At 65.2% G+C, this 22,876-nt stretch carries 19 protein-coding genes and 1 other RNA gene; 1 reads left to right on the top strand and 19 read right to left on the bottom strand.

The window, feature by feature from the left end:
- The 19 genes from GF405_04790 to GF405_04700 all read right to left on the bottom strand — a co-directional run.
- Nucleotides 1-1,253, bottom strand: a 1,253-nt coding sequence (locus GF405_04790; GenBank protein MBD3367475.1) for a class I tRNA ligase family protein, incomplete at its 3' end; no start/stop codon positions are given.
- A 50-nt stretch (nucleotides 1,254-1,303) separates the two neighbouring features.
- Nucleotides 1,304-2,134 carry a purine-nucleoside phosphorylase gene (locus GF405_04785; GenBank protein MBD3367474.1) on the bottom strand — a complete coding sequence of 277 codons (831 nt, stop codon included), beginning with the start codon at nucleotides 2,132-2,134 and terminating at the stop codon, nucleotides 1,304-1,306.
- A 34-nt stretch (nucleotides 2,135-2,168) separates the two neighbouring features.
- Complete coding sequence (locus tag GF405_04780) at nucleotides 2,169-2,471, bottom strand: YggT family protein (protein MBD3367473.1); 303 nt, start codon at nucleotides 2,469-2,471, stop codon at nucleotides 2,169-2,171.
- Nucleotides 2,472-2,533: 62 nt separating this feature from the next.
- Entirely contained in the window at nucleotides 2,534-3,217 is a 684-nt protein-coding gene (locus GF405_04775) for a YggS family pyridoxal phosphate-dependent enzyme (GenBank protein ID MBD3367472.1), read from the bottom strand.
- A gap of 131 nt (nucleotides 3,218-3,348) precedes the next feature.
- Entirely contained in the window at nucleotides 3,349-3,981 is a 633-nt protein-coding gene (locus GF405_04770; GenBank protein MBD3367471.1) for a thymidine kinase, read from the bottom strand.
- Nucleotides 3,982-4,021: 40 nt separating this feature from the next.
- On the bottom strand, nucleotides 4,022-5,131 hold the full coding sequence (gene buk, locus GF405_04765; GenBank protein ID MBD3367470.1) for a butyrate kinase: 1,110 nt from the start codon (nucleotides 5,129-5,131) through the stop codon (nucleotides 4,022-4,024).
- 58 nt (nucleotides 5,132-5,189) lie between these two features.
- Nucleotides 5,190-6,026 (bottom strand): MBL fold metallo-hydrolase, encoded by an 837-nt coding sequence (locus tag GF405_04760; protein ID MBD3367469.1) that lies wholly within the window; start codon nucleotides 6,024-6,026, stop codon nucleotides 5,190-5,192.
- A gap of 154 nt (nucleotides 6,027-6,180) precedes the next feature.
- Nucleotides 6,181-7,857, bottom strand: a complete 1,677-nt coding sequence (locus GF405_04755; GenBank protein MBD3367468.1) for a sodium:solute symporter family protein — start codon at nucleotides 7,855-7,857, stop codon at nucleotides 6,181-6,183.
- 147 nt (nucleotides 7,858-8,004) lie between these two features.
- Nucleotides 8,005-8,364, bottom strand: a transfer-messenger RNA (tmRNA) gene (gene ssrA, locus GF405_04750).
- Nucleotides 8,365-8,572: 208 nt separating this feature from the next.
- Nucleotides 8,573-10,021 carry a hypothetical protein gene (locus GF405_04745; protein ID MBD3367467.1) on the bottom strand — a complete coding sequence of 483 codons (1,449 nt, stop codon included), beginning with the start codon at nucleotides 10,019-10,021 and terminating at the stop codon, nucleotides 8,573-8,575.
- A 144-nt stretch (nucleotides 10,022-10,165) separates the two neighbouring features.
- Nucleotides 10,166-10,537: a hypothetical protein gene (locus GF405_04740; GenBank protein MBD3367466.1), complete on the bottom strand. Its 372-nt coding sequence runs from the start codon at nucleotides 10,535-10,537 to the stop codon at nucleotides 10,166-10,168.
- 10 nt (nucleotides 10,538-10,547) lie between these two features.
- The gene (locus tag GF405_04735; GenBank protein ID MBD3367465.1) at nucleotides 10,548-11,321 is read right to left on the bottom strand and encodes a 4Fe-4S binding protein; all 774 of its coding nucleotides are present in this window, start codon (nucleotides 11,319-11,321) and stop codon (nucleotides 10,548-10,550) included.
- Nucleotides 11,318-12,364 carry an NAD-dependent epimerase/dehydratase family protein gene (locus tag GF405_04730; protein ID MBD3367464.1) on the bottom strand — a complete coding sequence of 349 codons (1,047 nt, stop codon included), beginning with the start codon at nucleotides 12,362-12,364 and terminating at the stop codon, nucleotides 11,318-11,320. Before GF405_04730 ends, GF405_04735 begins: the two co-directional genes overlap by 4 nt.
- Nucleotides 12,267-12,971, bottom strand: a complete 705-nt coding sequence (locus GF405_04725) for an NTP transferase domain-containing protein (GenBank protein MBD3367463.1) — start codon at nucleotides 12,969-12,971, stop codon at nucleotides 12,267-12,269. Before GF405_04725 ends, GF405_04730 begins: the two co-directional genes overlap by 98 nt.
- A gap of 35 nt (nucleotides 12,972-13,006) precedes the next feature.
- Nucleotides 13,007-13,999 (bottom strand): SDR family NAD(P)-dependent oxidoreductase, encoded by a 993-nt coding sequence (locus tag GF405_04720; GenBank protein ID MBD3367462.1) that lies wholly within the window; start codon nucleotides 13,997-13,999, stop codon nucleotides 13,007-13,009.
- Nucleotides 14,000-14,036: 37 nt separating this feature from the next.
- A complete protein-coding gene (locus GF405_04715) occupies nucleotides 14,037-15,119 on the bottom strand; it encodes a glycosyltransferase (protein ID MBD3367461.1) in 1,083 nt (360 codons plus the stop codon).
- A 14-nt stretch (nucleotides 15,120-15,133) separates the two neighbouring features.
- Nucleotides 15,134-17,281 (bottom strand): zinc-binding dehydrogenase, encoded by a 2,148-nt coding sequence (locus tag GF405_04710; protein ID MBD3367460.1) that lies wholly within the window; start codon nucleotides 17,279-17,281, stop codon nucleotides 15,134-15,136.
- Nucleotides 17,282-17,297: 16 nt separating this feature from the next.
- Nucleotides 17,298-18,695 carry a hypothetical protein gene (locus GF405_04705; protein MBD3367459.1) on the bottom strand — a complete coding sequence of 466 codons (1,398 nt, stop codon included), beginning with the start codon at nucleotides 18,693-18,695 and terminating at the stop codon, nucleotides 17,298-17,300.
- 52 nt (nucleotides 18,696-18,747) lie between these two features.
- The gene (locus GF405_04700; protein MBD3367458.1) at nucleotides 18,748-19,989 is read right to left on the bottom strand and encodes a glycosyltransferase; all 1,242 of its coding nucleotides are present in this window, start codon (nucleotides 19,987-19,989) and stop codon (nucleotides 18,748-18,750) included.
- Nucleotides 19,990-20,245: 256 nt separating this feature from the next.
- Between GF405_04700 and GF405_04695 the strand changes: the two genes are divergently transcribed.
- A complete protein-coding gene (locus GF405_04695; protein MBD3367457.1) occupies nucleotides 20,246-22,216 on the top strand; it encodes a hypothetical protein in 1,971 nt (656 codons plus the stop codon).
- Nucleotides 22,217-22,876: the final 660 nt, after the last annotated feature.

Raw genomic sequence — 22,876 nt, 5'->3', positions numbered from 1 at the left:
TTCTTCATCATCTCGTCACGGAACGAGGTCGTCCTGACGTACCACGACTCGCGGGCGTAGTAGACGAGCGGCGCGTCGCACCGCCAGCAGAACGGATACGTGTGGACGATCGACGCCGCCTTGTAGAGAAGGCCACGCTCCCTGAGGTCTCCGATGATGAGCGGGTCGGCCTCCTTGATGAACATGCCGGCCCATGGCGCAACCTCGTCGGTGAAGCGGCCGGCGCCGTCGACCGGCTGGACGAACGGAAGGTCCTCGCGCTTCCCGAGGTTCGCGTCCTCCTCGCCGAAGGCGGGAGCGATGTGGACGATTCCCGTGCCGTCCTCGAGCGTAACGAAGTCGGCGGACACGACCCGGTGCCCGGGCGTCTCCAGCGGGACGAACGAGAAGAGAGGTTCGTACTCCGTACCGAGGAGTTCGGAACCCTTCATGCGGCTCTCGACCTCGTACTCCGCGTCGAGGACGTTCAGGAGCGCCTCGGCGAGGATGAGCGTCTCCTCCCCGACCTTCGCCCGGACGTACGCCTCCTCCGGTGCGACGGCCAGGGCGACGTTCGAGATGAGGGTCCACGGCGTCGTCGTCCACACGAGGAACGACGTCGCCTCTTCGCCCTTGACCCGCATGCGGACGAAGACCGACGGGTCCTCAGCGTCCCGGTAGCCCTGCGCGACCTCGTGACTCGAGAGCGGGGTTCCGCATCTGGGGCAGTACGGCAGGATCTTGTGCCCCTTGTAGATGAGGTCCTTCCGCCAGAGGGTCGCCAGGATGTGCCAGACGGATTCGATGTACTCGTTCGTGCAGGTGACGTAGGCCGACGGCAGGTCGATCCAGTAGCCCATCCTGCGCGTCAGCGCGTCCCACTCGCCCTTGTACTTGAAGACGCTGTCGCGGCACTTCGCGATGAACTCGGCGACACCGTAGCGCTCGATGTCCTCCTTGCTCTCGAGGTCGAGTTCCTTCTCAACCTCGATCTCAACGGGGAGACCGTGCGTGTCCCACCCGGCTTTCCGATCGACACGGAATCCGCGCATCGTCTTGTAGCGGCAGACGATGTCCTTGATCGTCCTGGCCAGCACGTGGTGGGCGCCCGGATGGCCGTTGGCCGTGGGCGGCCCCTCGAAGAAGACGAACGGCGGCGCGTCGGCGCGCTCGGAGACGCTCTTCTCGAACGTGCCCTCACGCTCCCACCGGTCGAGAACCTCGTCCTCGATGGCGGGGAGCCTCTGCCCCTTGTCGAACTCGCGGAATGACATCGTGTCTCTCGGCTCCGAAGTCGGCGCGCCTGCGTCTCGGCGCGGCAGCTCTACATACCCTCGACCATGCGCTTGACGAGCGTCGTCAGCTTCGGCGCGGCCTTGTTCGCGATCTTGAGGATCTCCTCGTGGCTCGCCGGGCCCAGCGCGTCCGCCAGGCAGACGTCGGTGATCACGGCGAAGCCGGCGACCCGCATGCCCGCGTGGATCGCGGCAATGTTCTCGGCGACCATCGACATACTGACGACGTCGCCACCGATCATCCGCAGGAAGCGGTACTCGGCGGCGGTCTCGAGGTTCGGGCCGGCGACGCCGACGAAGACGCCCTTCCGGACGACGATCCGCTCCTCGAGGGCGATCTTCTCGGCCATCGCCACGTACTTCCGGTCCCACGGCTCGGACATGTCGGGGAATCTCGTCCCCAGTCGCTCGTCGTTCGGGCCGATGAGCGGGTTGTCGCCGGTCAGGTTGATGTGATCGACGATGGCGACGATGTCGCCCTTGTCGTGGAGCGGGTTCATGCCGCCCGCGGCGCACGTCAGGACCAGCTTCTTCGCACCGAGCGCGCGGAGGACGCGGACCGGGAAGGTCACCTCCTCCATCGAGTAGCCCTCGTAGTAGTGCACGCGGCCGTTCATGAGAGCGACCCGCTTGTCACCGAGGGTCCCGAGCACGAGCTCGCCGGCGTGCCCTTTCACGCCCGACTGAGGGAAGTGCGGGATGTCGCCGAACGGGATGCGTGCCTCCTCCTTCATGTGCTTCGAGAGCTTCCCCAGCCCGCTCCCGAGGACGACGGCGACCTGCGGCTTGAATCCGGTCTGCTTCCTGATGAACCCCTTCGCTTCCCTGATGCGGTCGTAGAGCGGAAGCTCGTTCGGCATGTCGATCCTCCTGTTCAGTTGTCCGGGCCGCGCCTTACGACAGACGCGCCGCGAGGTCGTACAGCGAGCGCACAAGGAACCGCTGCACGAAGTAGATGATGAAGAACAGCACGATGGGCGTGAGATCGAACCCGCCCTGCACGAGGAACGGGAACGCACGCCGCAGTCGGTTGAGTACCGGATACGTGACCATGCGCAGGAACATCACGAACGGGTGTCGCGACGCCGGCGCGAACCATGAGATCACTACAACCGCGAAGAGCGCGATCATGTAGAGCAGGAGCAGAATGTCGAGGATCGTCGCCAGCGCGGCCACGAAGTTGGCAAGCACGAACATGCCTCCTCTTCACCTCCCGACTACCGTCGTCCTCTTGAGACGGGGCGCCCGGACGGGCGGCCCTACTGCCTCTCCCCGAAGATGGCGCGGCCGACGCGGATGATGGTCGCGCCTTCCTCGATAGCTACCTCGAAGTCGTTCGTCATTCCCATCGACAGATGGTCCATTCTGACGCCGGGGATGACGGCCTCCTCGACCGCGTCACGGATGCCGCGGAGCGTCCGAAACGAGGGCCTGACGTCGTCCGGGTCGGCCTCGAAGGCGCCGACCGTCATCAGTCCCAGGATCCGGAGGCCCTTGAGGTCCGCCATCTCGCCGATGCTGTCGACCGCCTCGTCCGGGTGGAACCCGTACTTCGACTCCTCACCGGAGGTGTTGACCTCTATGAGGACATCCACCGTACGGTCGGCCGCCGACGCGCGCTTCGATATCTCGCGGGCCAGCCTCGGGCTGTCGACCGACTCGATCATATCGAAGAGCTCGAGCGCCCTGGGCACCTTATTGCGCTGCAGGTGTCCGACCATGTGACGCTCGGCCGCCGGAAGGTCTACGAACTTGCGCTCGGCCTCCTGGATGCGGTTCTCCCCGATGGCCGTCACCCCGGACTCGATGCACTCAATGATGCGCGGGGGCTCGACCGTCTTGGTCACCGCGACGAGAAGCACATCGGAAGGGTCCCGAAGAGCCCTGTCCGCCGCGGCCGCTATGCGTTCCCTGACCTGGAGGACGTTCTCGCGGACACTCATGTCACGTCATCTCCCGTTCGGTACGAACCATTGAGTATAGTATCCGGCTCTTCGAGAGGCAATGCAAAAGCCCGCGGCCGGGCACGCCGCGGGCTTCGTTCGCTATAGCAGACAAGCACAGGCTTGGTCCGTCACCGTACCTTCTGCGATGGCTCCGGCACGGGCTCAGGGGCGCTCTCCGACTCCCCGTTCTCCGCCGACTCCTGCGCCTCGAGCGGTGAGAAGCACCGGCGGCACCGCGCCTCGTAGACCTCGTCGGCCCCGACGACGACCCGCTCGTCGGAGGCGATAATCCTCTGCGTCCGGTTGGCCGGGCGGCCGCAGCGCATGCAGACGGCCAGCGTCTTCGTTATGTACTCGGCCACCGCGAGAAGTTGCGGCATGGGCTCGAAGGGGCGCCCGAGGTAGTCCTGGTCGAGGCCGGCGACGATAACGCGCCTGCCGGTATCGGCGAGCTCCTCGCAGACGGCGACAAGGTCCCCGTCGAAGAACTGGGCCTCGTCGATGCCGACGACCTCGACCGCGTCGTCGACGCGCGCGAGGATCTCCGATGCCTTCGCGATCCTCACGGACTCGATGCGTCGCTCGTCGTGCGAGACGATGTCGTCCTCGTCGTACCGATCGTCGATCGATGGCTTGAAGGCGACGACCTCCTGCCGGGCGATCTTCGCTCGGCGCAGTCTTCTGATGAGCTCCTCGCTCTTACCCGAAAACATGCTGCCGCAGATGACCTCGATCCACCCGACACCGCTGTGCTCTCTCATTCTCATCGCTCCATTGTGACGTTCGGGCCGCGCCCGCCGTCTAGACAAGTTCGTCTGCGTCCTCGACGGGGTGGGGATACTCGAGGGCCCTCTCCTCGCCGCGCAGCACGCGCAGGGCGCCCTCGGCGAGCGCCCGCATCTCGTCGCCGCCGGGTACCAGGATGAACCCGCCGATGAACCCGACGTGCCCGCGAAGCATGTCGACAACGTAGTCAGAGCGCGCGAGTCCCCCGGTCAGCACGATCGCGTCGACCGTTCCTCCGAGGACCGCCGCCATCCCGCCGATCTCCTTGGCGATCTGGTAGACCATCGCGTCGTAGACGCGCTTCGCCTTCGCGTCGCCGCCGACGGCGCGGGTCTCCACCTCGAGTGCGTCGTTCGTCCCCAGATAGCCGACGAGCCCGCCCTTGCCGACCAGTTTCCTTCTGACCTCGTCCTTCGTATGCTCGCCCGAGAAGCACATCTCGACGAGCTCGAGCGTGGGGACCGCGCCCGCCCGCTCGGGCGTGAACGGTCCGGCCGAGAGCGCGTTCGAGACGTCGACCATCCGTCCGCCCTGAAGCGCACAGACACTCGTCCCGCCGCCCATGTGGCAGACGATGAGGTTCGTGTCCGCCAGCGGCTTTCCGAGTTCGGACGCAGCGACGCGGGCGGTGGCCTTGACGTTCAGCGCGTGGACGATACTCTTCCGCGGGATCTCGGGGACGCCGGAGAGGCGCGCCGGCGGACTGAGCTCGTCGACGACGACAGGGTCGACGACGAAGCAGGGAACTCCCGCCCGTTCTGCGATGGTGTGCGCCATGTGAGCGGCCAGGTTCGAGGCGTGCTCTCCCTGGAGACCGACCCGAAGGTCCTCGAGCATCTGCTCGTTGATCCGGTAGGTCCCCGAGACTATCGACTGCATGAGCCCGCCGCGGCCGACGACGGCCGCGAGCGACGAGACGTCGATCGCCCGATCCGAGAGGAACTTGTCGACCAGGGCCGAACGGTACTCCAGCTGGTCGATGATCCTCCTGAACTGGGACAGCTCCTGGCGCGAGTGGCTGATCGACTCGTCGAAGAGACAGGTCCCGTCCTCGTACAGCGCGAGCTTCGTGGACGTCGAGCCGGGATTGAGGACGAGGATGCGGTTCGGCGTGCTGGCGGTCATGCGGTCTCCCTGGAGCGTTGTCGTGTCCCGGTGCGAGATGCTCCGCGGCCGGTCGTTGTCAGGCGATCTCCTCGAAGACGTAGCGCCCCTTCTTCACCTCCACCACCCGGCCGACGGCGCCGTCCGGATCGTGGTCCAGGACCAGGATGGAGCCCTTCTCGGCGGCGTCGGCCAGCACCTCGAGCTTCCTCTCGACGACCTCCAGCGGATAGAGGTCGACGCTCGCGACGTACGGGGCCTTGAAGTGATGACGGCTGGGGATGAGGTCGGCCGGGTAGACGACGTCGCGCTCATCGGTCTCGACCCGGACCATCATGTGCCCGGCCGTGTGCCCACCGGTCCGCTCCATGACGATGTGCCTGCCGACCCTGTGACGGTCGCCCACGAGTTCGACGGCACCCGCCTTCTCGAGCGGCAGGAAATCCTCCGCCCGGTAGCCTGCCGCGCTCATGGCGTTCGGGTTCGCCGCGTCCACCCACTCGCGCTCGTGCACGAGATAGCGGGCCTTGGGGAACATCGGAACGAGACGGTCGCCGTCCCTCCGCGTCGCCCCTCCGGCATGGTCTGCGTGCAGGTGGGTCAGCACAACCACGTCCACGTCGGCCGGGGCGATGCCCCGGGCCCCGAGCGCCTCGTCGACGGCGGGCGACGGCGCTGGTCCGTACATCCTCCGCTCGATCTCGGAGAACCGCCTGCCGAACCCCGTGTCGACGAGCACCGTTTCGTCCGGCGTCCGGACCAGCAGAAGCCACAGGGACAGCGTCAGCCTGTTCCGGTCGTCGGCCGGAAGGAGCTCGTTCCAGATGACCTTCGGCACGACGCCGAACATGCCGCCCCCGTCGAAGAGGAAGCGGCCGGCGTCGACGACATCCACATCGACGGACCCGAGCTTCATCGCGGACTGCTCCCCTCCGCCGCGCTGCGCATCTGCGATGGACGGCGGACCAGAGACTCAGGAGGCGCGCCGTGACCGCCGCGCGGGGCCGCGGGAGGCGCGCTTCCGGGAAGGGGATTGCACGCTGCATGGTATCACGGGCCGTCGAGCACGGTCAAGCCGACCGCGCGAGGAGCCGCCTACCGAGCGTGTCGAACGCGACCGCCAGGAGCAGCGCCAGCCCGGCGAAGTGCGCAAGCCACGACGGCAGTCCGAGTACGAGCGACGGGACCTCCCCGAAGCGCCACCAGTCGATCGACGCCGCCAGGACACCGGCGAAGAGCAGCGCCCAGAGACACGTCTCGCGGCGAGGAAGGCCGAGCGACGCGAGCCCCATCCACTCGGCCCCCGCACCGGTGCGCGGCCGCGAGACAACAGACCCCAGGATGAGCACGACGGCGGCGACGGCGACGGCGGGAAGCGCCGGCAGGAGGCCGGTGTCCGGCACGAGGCCGAAGTGTGAGAGCGCAACCCAGCTCTCCCCCGCCACGATCGACGCGATCGCTCCGGCCGCGGTCGCCCGTTTCCACCAGAGCGCCGCAACGACGGCGGGAAGCAGCACGGCGAGACCGCTGAAGGCCTCCGTCGCGATACCGAGGATCGTCGCCGGAGGCCTCAGGGACAGCAGGTAGCCGACGATCGCGAGCCCTGCCAGGGAGAGACGAGTCGGGAGCAAGCGCGCGCGGCGACGCGGCTCATCTCCGTCGGGGCCGTGCCCGACCCCGCGTCGCCGGATCCCGAGAAGGTCGCGCTCAACGATCGAGCCGAGCGTCAGGAGCTGCGAGTCCATGGTCGACATGATCGCGGCCACGAGCCCGGCGCTCACGAGGCCCGCCAGCCAGTCGCCTCCGAACCGTTCGACGACCATCGGCAGGATGCGGTCGGTCTCGCTGCCCTCGAGGCCCGACACGTGAAGGCGTCCCAGCACGCCGATGGCCACGGGAAGGAAGAAGAGCACCGTCGTTATGAACGGATAGGCGACGGCGGTCCGAACGAGCGCCCGCTCGTTGCGCGCCGCGTAGAAGCGCTGGAAGAGCTGCGGGAACATCGGGTCGGCCAGGAGCCAGAGCAGCATGTAGCTCCCCCAGATGCCGAGGGCCATTCCTCCCCCGGCCCCCGGCCGCATGAAGTGCTCGGGCGAGCGCTCGAAGAGCTCCGTGAGTCCCGTCTCCATCCCGCCGGACGCTCTCGCGACGGCGAAGAGCGAGAGTGTGAGCGCCGCGAACATGAGCACGCCCTGCAGCACATCGGTCCACGCAACGGAGCGCACGCCCCCGACGAGGCAGTAGGTCACCACGAGAGCCGTCACAAGCGCGGCGCCCGCCGCATGAGGGACGCCGAGCGTGCTCTCGAGCGCGTACCCGGCCGCGAGAGGCTGAATCGCGAGATACGGCAACGTGAAGACGGCCATGGCGACGCCGAACACGACGCCCAGAGGTCGCGAATCGAACCGTGTCGAGAGTAGCTCGGGGGGCGTGACGAGACCGTACCGCTTCCCGAGTCGCCAGATCGGGAGACCGACCAGCAGGAAGGAGAGCGCCATGAATGCGGTCCCGAACCCCATGATGGGGTAGAACGCGAACCCGAGCCGGTAGCCCGCCCCGGCGAAGCCGACGACCGTGAAGGCGCTGAAGTTCGTGGCCGCCATCGTCGCGACAAGAACGACAGGCCCGAACGTCCGCCCGGCCAGGAAGAAGTCGACCGGCCCCTTGAGCCGTCCCCGCCGGGCCGTCAGGCCGACGGCCACGACCGCGCCCAGATACAGAATGATGATGACGAGCTTCGCGGACAGAACGCACCCCCTGCGGAACGCGCCCGCTCAGGAAGCGGGATGACCACGGGTTTTGAGAGGATGGGGATTCTACGGGGTCCGGGGACCGGGCCGCAACAGAAGAAGGGCTCCGACCGCTCGGCCGGAGCCCTTGTGAGATGATGTATATGGTGGAGGCGGCGGGAGTTGAACCCGCGTCCGGACACGGCTCCACGCGGACATCTACATGCGTAGCCCGATGTTTGGTTCTCGTCCAGAAGGACTCCAACGGGCTGGATTCCAACCGGACCAGCCGCCGTAGAATTTCGCCTCACCGCCCGGCGGCGGTGCGGATGAGACTAGCCCGTGTATATGACGCTCCATCCCGACCCCACGGGCGAAATCGGGTGGAGCGCGTCTGCCTTAGTTAGCAGACGTATGCCGGCTGATAATCGGCAGTTGGAAAAGTCCCCGTTTGTTTTACGAGCCAACGGGACCTCGGCATGCCATCCGCGCTTCTCTCGCATCCGTCGAAACCGGATCGCCCCCATATGCGCTTGTCAATGATCGGCCAGGCGCCCGCAAGAAGGCACCTACTCACATCATCCAACATACAGGCAGGAACGAACTCAGTCAAGGAGCCTGACCGGACCTCAGAGTCGCTACGACTCGGGCCTCTCCCGGCAGTGAAACTCCCGAACGCACCATCGAAAGGCCTGCGTCTGAAGAGGACCTCCCCGATGCACGGCCAGAGACCCTACCCCGGTAGGAGCGCTTCCCACAACGTGTTACCGGTCTGCAGGATGTGGGCCGGTGTCGCCGTGATCGGGTCGATCAGCAGGACGACATCGATCGCTGCAAGAAAGACGAGCACCCACACGAGCTGACGTCTGGTCCCAAGCCCGGCAAGCACGAACACGAAGAAGGGAAGGAACAGCAAATAGCGATACGTGAGCCCGCGTTCGAATATGACCTGATATGGCAGAGTGAGCAGCAGCACGATGAAGGAAAGCCGGAGCAGGTCGCTCCGGAGCCGAGGCGCCACGAGCACGGTCGCAATCAGAATGAAGAGCAAGCCGACACTCAGAAAATCCATGCGCGTTAGCAGCATGACCTCCGGGCGCCGCCTGCTGCGGTTCTCATCGAGGTCGCGCGGCTCCTCGAGCTTGGCTTCAACACTGAAGGCAGCCACGTCCTCGCCGCGAGGGTCGAACGCGCGCTGCGTCATCGGCGTCAGCACCTCCCTCGCATACGACAAGGGATTCGCGAAGGGAAGCAACGCGAAGAATGCGAGCAACAGGAAGAGTGCGCCACGCTTCGCCCACAGCCCGATCTCTCGGAGCAGGACCTGCCGACCGCCGGACCGCCAGATACAGAAGAGACGGTGTGCTAGGACCAGAGCCAGGGACGGCACCAGTAGCAACGCCGTGTTCTTCGATGCGAGTGCCAGACCGTACGCGAGCCCTCCCAACAAGTAGTGCGAACGAGCCAGCGACCAGACCGTCAGAACGAGGAATGGGATCATTATGGCGTCATGATGGATGTTTGGGAAGTAGCGGATCGTCGCGGGGAAGAGTGCGAAGAGCGCCGCACCGAGGAGGGCTCTCTCCTCGCCAAACCGCCTGTGCAGAAGGTCATAGACAAGCAGCAGTGACACGAGCCCGGCCAGGAAATGCGACATTCGCGTCAGGATGAAGATGGGATGGTAGTTCCTCCCGAACTGCAGCTCGAGCAGGGACGGCTCTCCACGTCCTATGAGCTCGACAAGAAGAAGAGGAGGGATCGTGGCGACGGCAGGCAGGAGCGGTTTTCCTGCCCCGTGGTAGTACCACCGGTTTGGTTCAGGCACGACCATCCAGTCAGCGTAGCGATCGAGGGTCGCCTCGTCACTCTCGGTCGCGCCTGACGTGATCTCGTATCCGAACTCCTGCTCCTCCTCCTGGAAGAGATCGAGGTGCCGCTCCTCGATGATCGGAGAGAACATCGGCCGATAGTACCAGTACATGAAGTAGGCCCGGGCCATGACGCCCAAGGCCGCCCGGATGTCGCCCCGTGAAAGATAGGCCCTGGTGTAGTCGCCACCGAGGAGCTGGTAGGGTTCTCGCACGAACGCTCTCTCGTCACCGGAGAGGTTCATGGAACCGAAGAGTCCGGCACACAGAATGTAGGCTGCGCACACGGCCATCAGCCGCCGGGAAACTCTCACGGAGGCCTCCAATCAAGCGAAGTCGGTGCAGCCGGCCAGTGCAACAGTTGCCACGACGACTCTTCAGCTTGCGAAGGAGAAGGTGTTGTCGGGAGTCTCATCGGAAGCACCAAACCACCAACGCCATCGCTAGGGCTGGGGCCGCTACTCCCCCGCCTCTCTCTCGACGGCGCTGAAGTACTGATAGAGGACGCCGTCCCGCTCCACCGTCCGCGAGAAGGCTGCCTCGATCTCGTCGGGGTTCGTCCTGGCTGGATCGTACTCGATGACGGCCTCGTTGGTCCGGGCGTACGTGGTGACGCCGATGACCCCCGGGACATCCTCGATCATGTTCGCGAAGCCTGCCGACTTGCCGCGACAGCTCACGTCCTCGACCACGAAGCGCACCGTCGCAACCTCACCGGTGGGCTCAGCGAAGCGGTGTTCCAGGGTCGGGACGCGATACGCGTTCGTCGTGGCGAAGGCGACGACGATGAGCGTAACGATGAGGATGGGAATCCAGACGACCTTCGGCATGGTCCTCACCTCACTTCCCATACCATGAGAGCTCGAGCGCCTTCAGCCTGCAAGCGTTGGCGCACTCCAGGCAGTTCGTGCAGTTCCTGGCTGTGACCTGGTCCATCTCGCTCACCGGGATGCGGTGCGGACAGACGTCGTCGCAGTCGCCGCAGTCGTTGCAGCGGTCCTTGTTCCTCCGGAGCCTCAGCGCGCCGCACCGGCCGAACGGATCGAGCACGGCCCCGAGGGGACAGAAGTAGCGACACCAGAAGAACGGTGTGAAGAACGCCGCCGCCAGGAACCCGGCCGCGACCCAGATGCTCCACGGCATGGTCCCGTGACCGTTCCAGGAGAAGATGATGTAGTAGGGATCGTACGCCCGAAAGCCGAGGTCGCCCTGCCAGACAGTCCAGGTCAACGTGAGAACGGCCGCCAGCACGCCGTATCTCAGGAAGACCGCATAACGGTCGATCGACGTCGGCAGATGCAGCCACCGACCCCAGCGCGTGCGGCCGGCGCGACCGATCCACTCCTGAAGCGTCCCCAGCGGACAGATCCAGCTGCAGAACGACTTCTTCGCCGCGAGCCCCAGCGCAAGTGTCGACACGAGGAGCGCCACGTTCAGCTCGGTCAGTCGGCAGTTGTAGATATTGTGACGAGCGAGCGGGTAGAGGGCCGCCAGTCCGCCGAACGGGCAGTACGTCTCGCAGTCGTGCGGCGTGTCGCCCAGGAGCCCCCGGACGAGCAGTGTGACCACGCCGGCAAGGAACACAAGCTGCACTAAGGTACGAAGCGTTTTCACGACACTTCTCTCCACATGTCCTCGAGCGATCGACGCAGCGGGACCTTGGGCTGCCAGCCCAGCTCGCGCCTCGCCTCTGTGATGTCGGCCCTGACGACCGGCACGTCGACCGGTCGGAGCCTCGACTCGTCAACCTCGATCCTCGCCTCGACTCCCGCGACGTCAAGGACCTCACGGATGATCTCGTCCACCGAGACGTCCGTCCCGGAAGCGACGTTGTAAGCGGTTCCCGCCGTTCCCTTCTCCAGCATCAGATCGAACGCCGCAACAGCGTCTCGGACATCGACGAAGTCGCGGCGGGCGCTCGTCAGACCGACGCGGATGCGGTCGGTGTCTCCGTCGGCCACGGATTTGACCTGACGCACGAACGTCATGGGCACGAGGTGCTCAGGCTGGCCCGGTCCCAGCATATTGAACGCCCGGGCGCGCACGATACTGAGACCTTTCGCGTAGCCCGCCGCGATCGCCAGGTACTCCTGGGCGACCTTGCTGACGGCGTAGGCCGTAACCGGCCTGAACGGTTGCTTCTCCGTGATAGGCAGCTCGTCGACGCCGATACGGCCGTACATGGCCGCCGAGGCGACCTGCACGATGCGGAGGTTCGGAAGCTCAGCCGACGCGAGCGCCTCGTAGAGCCGGTCGGTGCCGAGGACATTGACCGACAGAAGGGCCTCGAGGTCGTGTCCCGCGATGAGACTGGCCAGATGGAGAACCCTCGTCGGCCGACAGGCCTTCACGAGAGCCTTCATAGCGTCGCCGTCCCGCAGATCGAGCTGCCGGTAGCGCTCCGGCGCATAGTCGTCCGTGCGCGGCCGGTCGCTCGTTCCCCAGACCTCCACGTCAGGACGACGTTCGCGCCAGTGCGCCGCCGCGCATCTGCCGACGAAACCTGTCGCGCCCGTGATGAGAAGACGCTCCGTCACTCGTGAGACTCCGCGGAAGATGTCACGAGAGGACCTGCTCGATGAGACCGTCGACGTCCCTGTTCGCCTGATCGTAATCGTCCGGCCGACCGATATCCAGCCAGTAGCCGTCGTGCGGATAGGCCCTCACGTCCAGCCCGCGTTCCACGCTGCCGATCATCAGTTCGTCGAAGCCGAACGGCTTCCCCTCGGGCACCATCTCCAGGATCTGCCTCGAGAAGGCGTAGATGCCCATACTCACACTGAAATGCTCGACGGGTTTCTCGACGAAGCCCGTCACGCGCCGATCCGCATCGTACTGAAGCACACCGAAGTCGATCTTCACGTCCCGCTCGTACGTCGCGACCGTGCCGACCGCGCCGCTCTCGACGTGCGAAGCGAAGAGCTTCGCCATGTCGAGATCGGTGAGGAGGTCGCCGTTCATCACGAGGAAGTACTCGGGCAGGTCCGGGATGAGCTTCAGGGGCCCGATGGTGTTGAGCGGCTCGTCCTCGATGGAGTAGTCGATCGAGAGACCCCACTTCGCGCCGTCGCCGAAGTAGGCCATGATGAGCTGGGCCATGTGCCCCACGGCGACCGTCACGCGGTCGCACCCGTACGACGCCAGCTGCCTGAGCAGCAGCTCCATGATCGGGATGTCACCGACGGGAACGAGCGGCTTGGGAATCGTCGTCGTGAAGGGACGGAGGCGCGTTCCCCTGCCTCCGGCCAGCAGGACTGCTCGCATGTAGTCCTCCCTGCTTCGCTGGTCGAACGGTCCGATCAGACCGTGTACTCGTCAGGACGATAAAGGTCCATGTGCTCGCGGATGAAGTCGACGGTGCGGGCCAGGCCCTCCTCGAGGGACACGGCCGGCTCCCAGCCGAGGATCTCCTTCGCCCTGGCGTTGCCGCAGACCAGTTCCATGACCTCGCTTCTGTCGGGACGCACCCGTTCGTCGACCGACTCGATGCGGGCGTCCGGGTTGACCATCTCGACGAGCATCTCAGCCAGCTCGCCGATGGTGACGGCGCTGCCCCGGCCGACGTTCGTCACCTCGCCCAGCGCCTCGTCGCACTCCGCCACGGCCATGAACCCTCGCGCCGTATCCTCGACGTACGTCAGGTCGCGCTTCGGGGTCAGCGACCCCAGGCGCACGACGTCGTCTCCGGAGAGAAGCTGAGTGATGATGGTCGGTATGACAGCGCGTGCCGACTGTCGCGGACCGAACGTGTTGAACGGTCTGATCGTCGCCACCGGCGTCCCGAAGCTCCGGTGGTAGCTCTCGGCCAGCTTGTCGGCACCGATCTTCGTCGCGCTGTAGGGCGACTGTCCCTGGAGCGGGTGCTTTTCGTCGATCGGCACGTAGAGTGCCGTCCCGTACGCCTCGCTCGTGGAGGTGTGGACCATGCGGGGAACGTCGTTCCGGCGCACCGCCTCGAGGACGTTCAGCGTCCCGCTGACGTTCGTGGCGACGTAACTGCGGGGCGCGACATAGCTGTAGGGAATGCCGATGAGCGCGGCCAGGTGGAAGACGCAGTCGGTCCCCCGGACGGCCTCGTCGACAGAGCCCGCATCCTCGACGTTCCCCATGACCACCTCGACGCGGGCCATCTGTTCGTCCGCGAGAAACTCGAGGTTACCCCGGTCGTTCCTGCTGTTGTAGTGGATGAACGCCCTGACGCTCGCTCCGTCGTCCGCGAGAAGGCCCGTCAGGTGGCTTCCGATGAAACCGCCCGCGCCGGTCACCAGGACGTGCTTTCCGCTCCAGGACATCGTCTCTCCCTTGCTCGGGCCGTCGGCGGTCCGGTTGTCAGGCCGCTCCCCGAGTGGCGCCGTCCACGACGCTTCGGTAGACTTCGAGCAGCGCCTCGAGGTTCCTCTCGCCCTCTTCCCGGGCCAGTCTCGCGTCGGCGGTCCCACGGTCGAACGCGTGCTCGAGCTTCGAAGCCATGTCGTCGACGTCACCCTTACGATACTCGATGACCCCCTCGGGCCGGAAGGCCGTATCGCTCGCGACCGTCGGCAGGCCGGTCGCGAGCGCCTCGCGGACCGACATGGAGTCCCCGTCGACGAGCGTGCTCCGCAGGAAGACGTCCGACCGACCGAGAAGGGTCGTGAAGTCGGGCAGCCCTCTCGTCACGAACACGTTGCTCTCGAGGTCCTCCTCCTCGATCGCACGGACGATCTCGGCCTCGTGCTCATCGGTGCCGTAGCGCGTGAGCACCATGACGAACCCCACGTCCGGGCGCCTCTCCCGCACGTCCGAGATGGCCCGCACCGCACCCGTCAGTCCGTACTCCGGGGCCGCCGCGCCCGTCGTGCTGACAACGGGGGAATGCCGTTCGACGAACGTCTCGACATCCTCCGGAAGCGGCTCTCCCTCCCCCGTCATGGGGAAGCTGTTCGTTATGCGGTGGATCTCCGGGCGCACGCGAAACGACCCCAGCACCTCCGCGATCTCGTCGTTGCATGCGACCAGCGCCGCTGCACGGGAGAGCGTCGCTCGCGCCCACCAGCGCTTCACAGGCGAGAGCGTGGCGATGAAATCCGGAAACGCGCCCCCGACGAACGACATCACGAGACGGCGCCCCTGCATGGCGGTCAGCGTCGCGAACACCGAGCCCAGCCAGAAGGAACGATAGCTGGCTGAGATGTAGTGGAAAACGTCGCTGTCGGACGCCGCGACGGCCGACCGAAGCTCGAGGACCTCTCGCATCCTGTTGGACGTGTCGAAGCTCGTGACGTTCGCCCCGTCGGGCCTGCCGTGTCCGAGGTTGAAGATCTCCACGCGACACCCGGCACTCTGGAGGGCCGATTCCATCTGCGTGAGAAGCGTGGCGACCCCGCCGAACGGCGGCGGGTAGTGGCCGACGAGCGTCACCCCGAGCGACATTGCGTCTCCCCGCCTCAGGATGTCCTGAAGACCTGGCGCGTCGTGAAGCACTCGATCGCCTTCAGGGTCATGAGCGTGCCTGCGTAGAGCTCATCGAAGGGGATCGGCGACCGCCCGCCCTCCCGGATGGCGCCGAGGACGGCCTTCATCATCTGAGGCTGGCCCTTGTTCTGTGACGCGAGCCGCTTGACCGAGGGCTTTCCGCTGCCGTAGATTCTGAGTTCCTTGAAGTCGTTCAGCACGGCTGTCGTGCCCGCCCTGTAGATCTCGATGTACTCCTTCGGCAGCGACTTCCCGCCGTTCGCGAAGTACGAAACGGTCCCGATGGAGCCGTTCTCGAATCGGAGCGAGATGTTGACAGTGTCGCCGAGGTGCTCCGGCTCCTCCATCTGGGTCGCGTAGACCTCGACCGGGAGCGAGCCGTTCATGAAGATGAGATAGTCGACGAAGTGACACGCCTCGCCGATGATCCGTCCTCCGCCGATCTCCGGCTGCTGCATCCACTTGTCGGCGGGCATCGAGCCGGCGTTGACGCGGTAGATCATCGACATGGGTCCCTCGCCCAGACGCTCCTTCAGTGCGACGGTCAGCGGCGAGAACCGACGATTGTAGCCGACCATGAGCATCGGAGGTTTCTCGCCGCTCGCCGGCTCTCTGAGTTCACCTGCGATCTCCTCGAGTTCCTCGACCGTGAGGCAGAGCGGCTTCTCGACGAAGACGTTCCGCCCCGCCTTCAAGGCCTTCATCACGTACTCGGCATGCGTGTCGTGCCGCGTCGCGACGAAGACCGTGTCAATCGACCCATCATCCCAAATGTCGGCGTCGTTGGATGTGCAGAACTCGAAGCCGTAGCGGTCGGCCACCGACCTCGCGCCCGTCCCGGTCGCGGTCATAACGCCCTTCAGCGACACGCCCTTCTCACCCACGTTCGGTAGCAGGTTGTTCATCGCGTAGCTTCCGGCTCCTATGAAGGCGACGTTGATGTCCCCGTCGGTCTTCGTCCCGCCGGTCTCGATTCGATTCGACGGTGCGGGCTTCGTCACGTCGTATTCGATGAGCATGCCGAGATACTGCTCGTCGCCATCGAGAATGAGGTCGTAGGCCTTCGGCGCGTCCTCCAGCGAGAAGCGATGGGTCGTGATGTAGTCGAGATCTATGCGGCCGGTGTGGATCAGGTCCTGGAAGGCCTGCATGTTCCGGTTCTCGGTCCACCGGACGTAGTCGACCGGGTAGTCATGGCCGCCCTCTTCGTAGTCCGGATCGTAACGTCCGGGACCGTACGAACAGGACATGCGGAGATCGAGCTCCTTCTTGTAGTACGTGTCGCGCTCGAAGTCCGTCGGGACGTTCCCCACGATGACGACGACGCCCTTCCTCTTGAGAAGCTCGCCGGCCATGTTGATCGGCTGGTCGCTCGACGTGGCGGCCGTGATGATGACGGCGTCGGCTCCGATGCCGTCGGTCAGCTCGTGCACCTTCTGCGCGAGACCGGGCGCGCCGGTCGTGAAGGCAGCGTCCGCGCAGTGCTCCCTCGCCAGCTCGACGGGCTCCTCGCGGACGTCGATGCCGATGACCTTCTGACCGGCGGCGCGGGCCATCAGACCGGTCAGCTGTCCAAGGAGCCCCAGACCGATCACGATGACGGTCTCGCCGAGGCGGAGGTCGGCTTGGCGAAGACCCTGAAGAGCGATCGCGCCGACTGTGTTGTAGGCGGCGCGGTCGAGCCTCGCATCCTCGGGGAGTTTCACACAGAGGTTCGAAGGGACGACGACGTACTCGGCGTGATTGGCATATCCGGCTCCCCCGCAGGCGACGCGGTCCCCGGGCGCGAATGCAGTGACGTCGGGCGCGACCTCGACGACCTCGCCCGCGCAGCTGTAACCCAGGGGCGAGTGCGCGTCGAGCTTCTTCATGACGGCCCTGTAGGTCTGGACGACGCCCTTCGTCTTGAGCGTCTCGAGCACCTGCCTGGCCTGCGCCGGACGCTCCTTCGCCTTCCCGATGTAGCTCTTCCTCGCGGCGCTCACGGTGCTCGACTCGGTGCCGGCACTGATGACCGAGAAGTGAGACCTCACGAGCACGGTCCCTGGCGCGACGACCGGCGTCGGGACGTCGAGAATGCGCGGCTTGCCTTCCTTGAGCTTCTGCGTGAGCTGCCTCATGAACCAGGGGTCCCTTCTACCGATTCTCACGAACAACGAACTTCGCCTTGCCTGACTCCATCATGTCGATGTCCTGAGTTCGGATGATCTCGATCTTCATCTCGCCGAAGAAGAGCCTCTCCAGACGTTCCCGAATCGTGTCCGCCACTGCGGCCACGGCCTCCTCATCCGCATCGATACGTACAACAATCGTGCCATCGTCCACTTGTGCCACCTGCGACCGCCTGACGCCGGACAGATCCTGGAAGTTCCAGCTGACAGCGCTCGGTGAGATCCTCCGGCCCGTGGGCGTCTCGAGCCAGTCCTGGAGCTTCGTGATCACCGGCTCTATGAGGGGAAGCGTCCGCCCGCACGGGCAGGTGGCCGAGGGTTTGAATGTGAGGACGTCACCGAGCCTGTACCGCACGAACGGCATGACGCGGTTCATGAGAGAAGTCAGGAGGGCCGGTTCCGAGGCCGGCAGGATGCCGAACTGACCCTCTGCGAATCCATCGACGAGCGAGAGATGATATCCCTCGCTGTCACACTGCGACGCGGAGATGAGTCGCTCGGCACAGCCATAGAGCCCCCGGATCGGAGCGCCGAAGACACGGGACACAATGGCCCTCTGATGGTCGAGCATCGGCTCGCTGGAGAACCACACCGCCTTCGGTTTCCACTCGAGGGACCTTCCCTCGTCGGCACAGAAAGACGAGAGTATCTCGAGAGACGAGGGATATCCCATGATGAAGTCGGGGCGGTGTCGCTCGAGGACGTCAACGTAGACCATCGCGGTGTCGCGGTTCAGATGGAATGTGGAGAAGTAGAGGCGACGGTCGATCCACGAAACACGCCACGGCTTCTGCGGTGAGGAGTCCGAAATCGGCACGATAGGATCGCCCACGAGACGGGCGATCCAGTCACCCTGCTTGTAACCCGACCAGACGTTCCTTCTCCACCACAACGCGTCCGTCCTCGTGAACGTGTCGATGCTCATCCTGGTCGTGAACGGCGAACCAGTGGTCCCGGACGTGATCGTCTTCACGATGTCGTCCGTGCCTGGCTCGTCAGACTGGAATGCCTCAGGGTCGTCGACGATCTCGAACCTCTCGATGATCGGAAACTCCGCGAGGATCGCGAAGATGTCGGAGTCAGAATGCTCGATGTCTCCAAGCAGACGCGAGTACTCCCTGTATCGGGGAACCGTTCTCACTGCGTGGGAGAGGATACTCCGGAGTCGGTCCGCCACCAGCTCGACCTGTTCCTCGCGGGGAAGCCGCTCCGTGAACTCGATGCTCGCGAGATACCTGTTCCAGGCGGACTTCCGGAGGAGATTCCTCACGCCGAACGCGTTGACCGCGACGGTCTGTCCCCATACCGGAAGCGCGTTGTACAGCCGTCCGGCGCTCCGTTTAGTCAGGTCTCGTCGTGACACGTTCGCTCCCTGGGCGAGCTTGGCGGAGGCGCCCCGTGGCCCCCGTAGATCGTCATGCTGTGGTCCTGAACCGGTCCAACTGTTCTGAGTAGTACTGCTCCACGGAGTCCGCCACGTTCTCCCATGCGTAGTTCGCGACGGCGAACTCGCGGTAGCGGTACGGATCCTGGTCTTCGTGTCTCCACTTGATCCAGGAGCTGATCGCGTCGGCGATAGCCTTGGCCGACGTATCGCGCGTCAGCAACCGTTCGTCGAGCTGTCCCAGTATCTCCGGTGTCGCACCGGCGGGCGTTCCGATGACCGGGAGATTCGCAGAGAGCGCCTCGACCGTCACGATCCCGAAGCCCTCAAGCGCGGCCGTCGGCAGCACGAAGAGGTCGGCAGCCTGGTAGTGCTTGATAAGGTCTTCATCGACAACACGTCCCAGAAGCCTGACTGAGTCCCCGATGCCGAGATCCTCCGAGAGCCTGCTAAGGTCGTCGAGCAACGGTCCTCCTCCACAGACCACAAGCCTGAGCGCCCGGCCGTCCCGCGCGACGGTCGTACGGACGATGGCGAGCGCCTTCAGCAGGTTCTCGAGTCCCATCCGCGGCGCGAGGCGACGGACCGTCAGAAGCTGAAGGCCGTCAGGATCGAGTCCGAGCTCGAGCCTGAGTGCGTGTTTGTCACCCCCGGGCTTGAAGCGATCGGTTTCGACGCCGCTTGGGATGATCTTCACCTTGTCGATATCGACATGCGGGAAGTGAGTTCTGATGTTCGCCTTCGTGAACTCGGAGAGGACCAGAATGCCCTGGGCCTCCGCAAGCACGCCGGACTCGAAGCGACGCTGAGAGCGTTCGAAGAACTTCGCGATGGCGCGGCGCAGCGGATTCCGCTCGCCTGTGAGCTGCCGCTCCATGTCGAAGCGATACTCGAGGAATGACGGCGCGTGATAGGTCGGAATCTGACAGACCGCACGCCCCTCCTTGCTCCGAGCAAGTTTGAGGCCGAGATGCGTATCGTGGATGCCGAGAACGTCGACCGGATGCTCCGCTGCGAGCCGCAGGAAGATCGCATAGCACCGATTCAGGTGCTGGTAGGTACTGTAGATGGGGTTCACCCGCCGATAAGTGTAGCGGTGCACGCCGATTCCCTCGATCGAGCTCGACCCCGCGTTCTCCGGGGACAGGGCCCGGGAAATCACGTCCACCCGGTGACCCCTCGCCACCAGACGCCGTCCCAGCTCGTAGATGTACGTATACGTACCACCGATGTGCTCGGGGTACATGCCGCGGTGGACCCACACAATATGCATGGCGCCATTCTAGCGAAGGTGTCGAAGCAGTGTCAACGTCGCCGGGCTGAAGGTCCGCGGTCGGAGGACAACGTACCGTTGTGACCGTGGCTATGGACGTCCGGTTCCCCACTAAAACTCACAGGCGGGAGAATGCTCTCTCGTCCGTTGCACAGCACGGCGAGTGGTCTCCGTCAGGTTGACACACGGCAGGGCGACGACTACCATTTGAGTGTGTGACCGTGCTTCACACTTGAGGATCCGCGGGTGCTCAAGAATGAACGGCACGGACGTCCGCGGCCCGGCGAGATCGCCTTTCGGAGAGAACATGAATGCCCTGTCTTCCGTTCCTGCCAAAGCCCGAGGCGGCGCCTCGAGGTCGAGGACACACGTCAGATGGATGATGCTGTGCGGAGCCACAGGTCTGACAGCATCGGCTGCTCTTCTCGTCTGGCTGATTGCGAGCAATCCCTTCTTCGCCGACAGTGTCGCATTCACCTTGCTCTTCTTCGTCGCGCTCCCGCTGGTGCTGTTCGCCGTCCTGGGACTCATCATCGGGACGATTGTGGCCGCAGTCGGATCGAGCGCGAGGGGCGCCGGAGCCGGCCGTACGCGTCGGTGGTTCATCGTGACCCTCATCCTCGCGGTGACCATCGCCCTGGGCGGGAAGGGGGTCGAGGTCATGACGACCCGGTCCGGCCCGCCGAGTCTCAAGGTGGCGCTCATCGGCGTCGACGGCGCGACCTGGAAGGTCGTCGATCCGATGCTCCGGAGCGGCAGGCTGCCGAATCTCGCCTCGCTCGTCGAGGAGGGCTCCTCGGGCGTTCTCATGTCGGTCTCACCCATGTTCTCTCCCCGCGTCTTCACGACGATCGCGAGCGGCAAGGTCGCCGACAAGCACGGTGTCCAAGGCGCATCCGACACGACGACAGACGCCGTGCTCGTCAAACGGGTCTGGGACATCCTCTGGGAGCAGAACGAATGGGACTACGGCCTCTTCGAGTGGTACGTGACGGCCCCACCGTTCGCGAGTCCCAACGGGTTCAACATTCCTGGTCCGCCGGCCATCGGCATCGAGACCGTTCCGGAGGAGCTCTGCTTCGTCAAGGAGATTGAGGAGAACGCCGGCGGCGCGCAGAGCGGCCCCCTCGGTATGGCAGGCCTCGCCCTGCGGTCGGCTGCGCACGGAGCCACCGTGTCTCGGGTCGTCGAACTGGCCGAGGTAGCATTGCTCAGGTTCCAAGGGGCATCGAGGCTCGATACCTACCGCAGGGAACATGATGTCATTGTGGGGCTCGCCACCGACGCCGCCCTGTGGCAGTTGAGGCGCGGCGACATAGAGGTCCTCGCTGGCGTCTACCGCTCCACGGACCGTCTCTCGCACGCCTACTGGCGATACTACGAGCCGGAGGAGTTCTCAGATACCGACCCAGCCGCTCTCGACCGCTACAGAGGTACGATCGAGGACATCTACGCGGCCGTCGACGAACAGTTCGGCAGGCTTCGCCGGTACCTCGGTCCGGATGGGATCATGATGATCGTCTCCGACCACGGTTTCCGTCCGCACCTGACAGTGCTCGCGGAACCCTTCTCATTCCGCACCGAGACGCTCCTCACGGAGTTCGGCGTGGACTATAGCGATCTTTCGTACGTCAACCTCGGATACGGCTTCTACCTGCAGCCCCTGACGACCGATGAAGAGAAGAATGCGTCGCGCCGCGAGGAGCTGGCGCGACTTTTCGCCTCGGCGTTCATTGCGGACACCGGCGATACGGCGTTCATGGTCTCGAATGTGGACGAGCCAGGTACCGGCGACGACTACGTGAAGGTCCACGCGACCAGACCTCTCCTGGCGGCGGCTCCGCGCGACCCGGAGATCGTGACAGCGAACGGGAGGTCCATCAGGACCACGGAGTTCCTGACGCCTACCGAGATCAGCGGTGCGCACGACTTCGACGGGCTCATCGTGGCCTGCGGCCCACCCTTCATACCAGGCGGGGACATCAGGGATGCCGACATCTTCGACGTGACTCCGACGCTCCTGGTGGCGCTCGGACTTCCGGTGGCGTCCGACATGGACGGAACGCCGCTCGTCTCCGCGATGACCCCGGAGTTCCTCGCGGAGCACCCACACACGGTCATCGAGAGCTACGAGACAGAGGTGAGAACGAAGAAGGAACACAGCAGCATGGACGAGATGTCCGAGGAGATGAAGGAGCAGCTCCGCTCCATCGGCTACATCGAGTAGCTCGGCCCGCCTCAGAAGCACACATCGACTTCGACGCTGACATCCCTCGCCGCGTCCCTCATCCGTTCCCGCAGCATCCGTTCGTACGCCGCGCCGTTCCGACGCGCATGGTCGACCGCATTGACGGCGTCGGGGATGCGCTTCTCGAGCACGGTGATGAGCCGCGCGACGACCTTCGGGTAGAGGTTCATCCGATCGACGAGCACTCTTGACGCGCCCGCCTCCGACAAGGCCTCGAGCATCTCCGCGACCGCCTCGTCGCTGTCGGATATGCCCGGCAGCACGGGTCCGAAGAACGCCCATACATGAAGGCCCTGCCGGGCAAGCTCCCGCATCGCCGCGAGGCGCCGCGCGGGCGGCGGCGCGCCCGGTTCGAGCACGGCGGCGACGTCCGGCTCGAGGGTCGTGACCGTGAAGCCGACCTCCGCATCATCGAGCTCGCGCAGGATGTCGGCGTCGCGCACGACCAGGTCGGACTTCGTCAGGACCCCGACGCTGAACGACCGCGCTCCGGCCATGACCTCGAGGCACGAGCGGGTCAGCAGCCTGCGGCGCTCCTCCTCCTGATAGGGGTCGCACACCGTACCGAGCGATACGCGACCGGGGTGCCTCCTCCGAACTTCGCGGGCCAGCACCTCCGCCGCGTTCACCTTGACACCG

It is taken from the genome of Candidatus Effluviviaceae Genus V sp., from assembly GCA_014728125.1.
Classification (GTDB): Bacteria; Joyebacterota; Joyebacteria; order Joyebacterales; family Joyebacteraceae; genus WJMD01.
The sequence above is the reverse complement of the archived record's forward strand: the minus strand, read 5'-3'. Positions and strand labels throughout refer to the sequence as shown.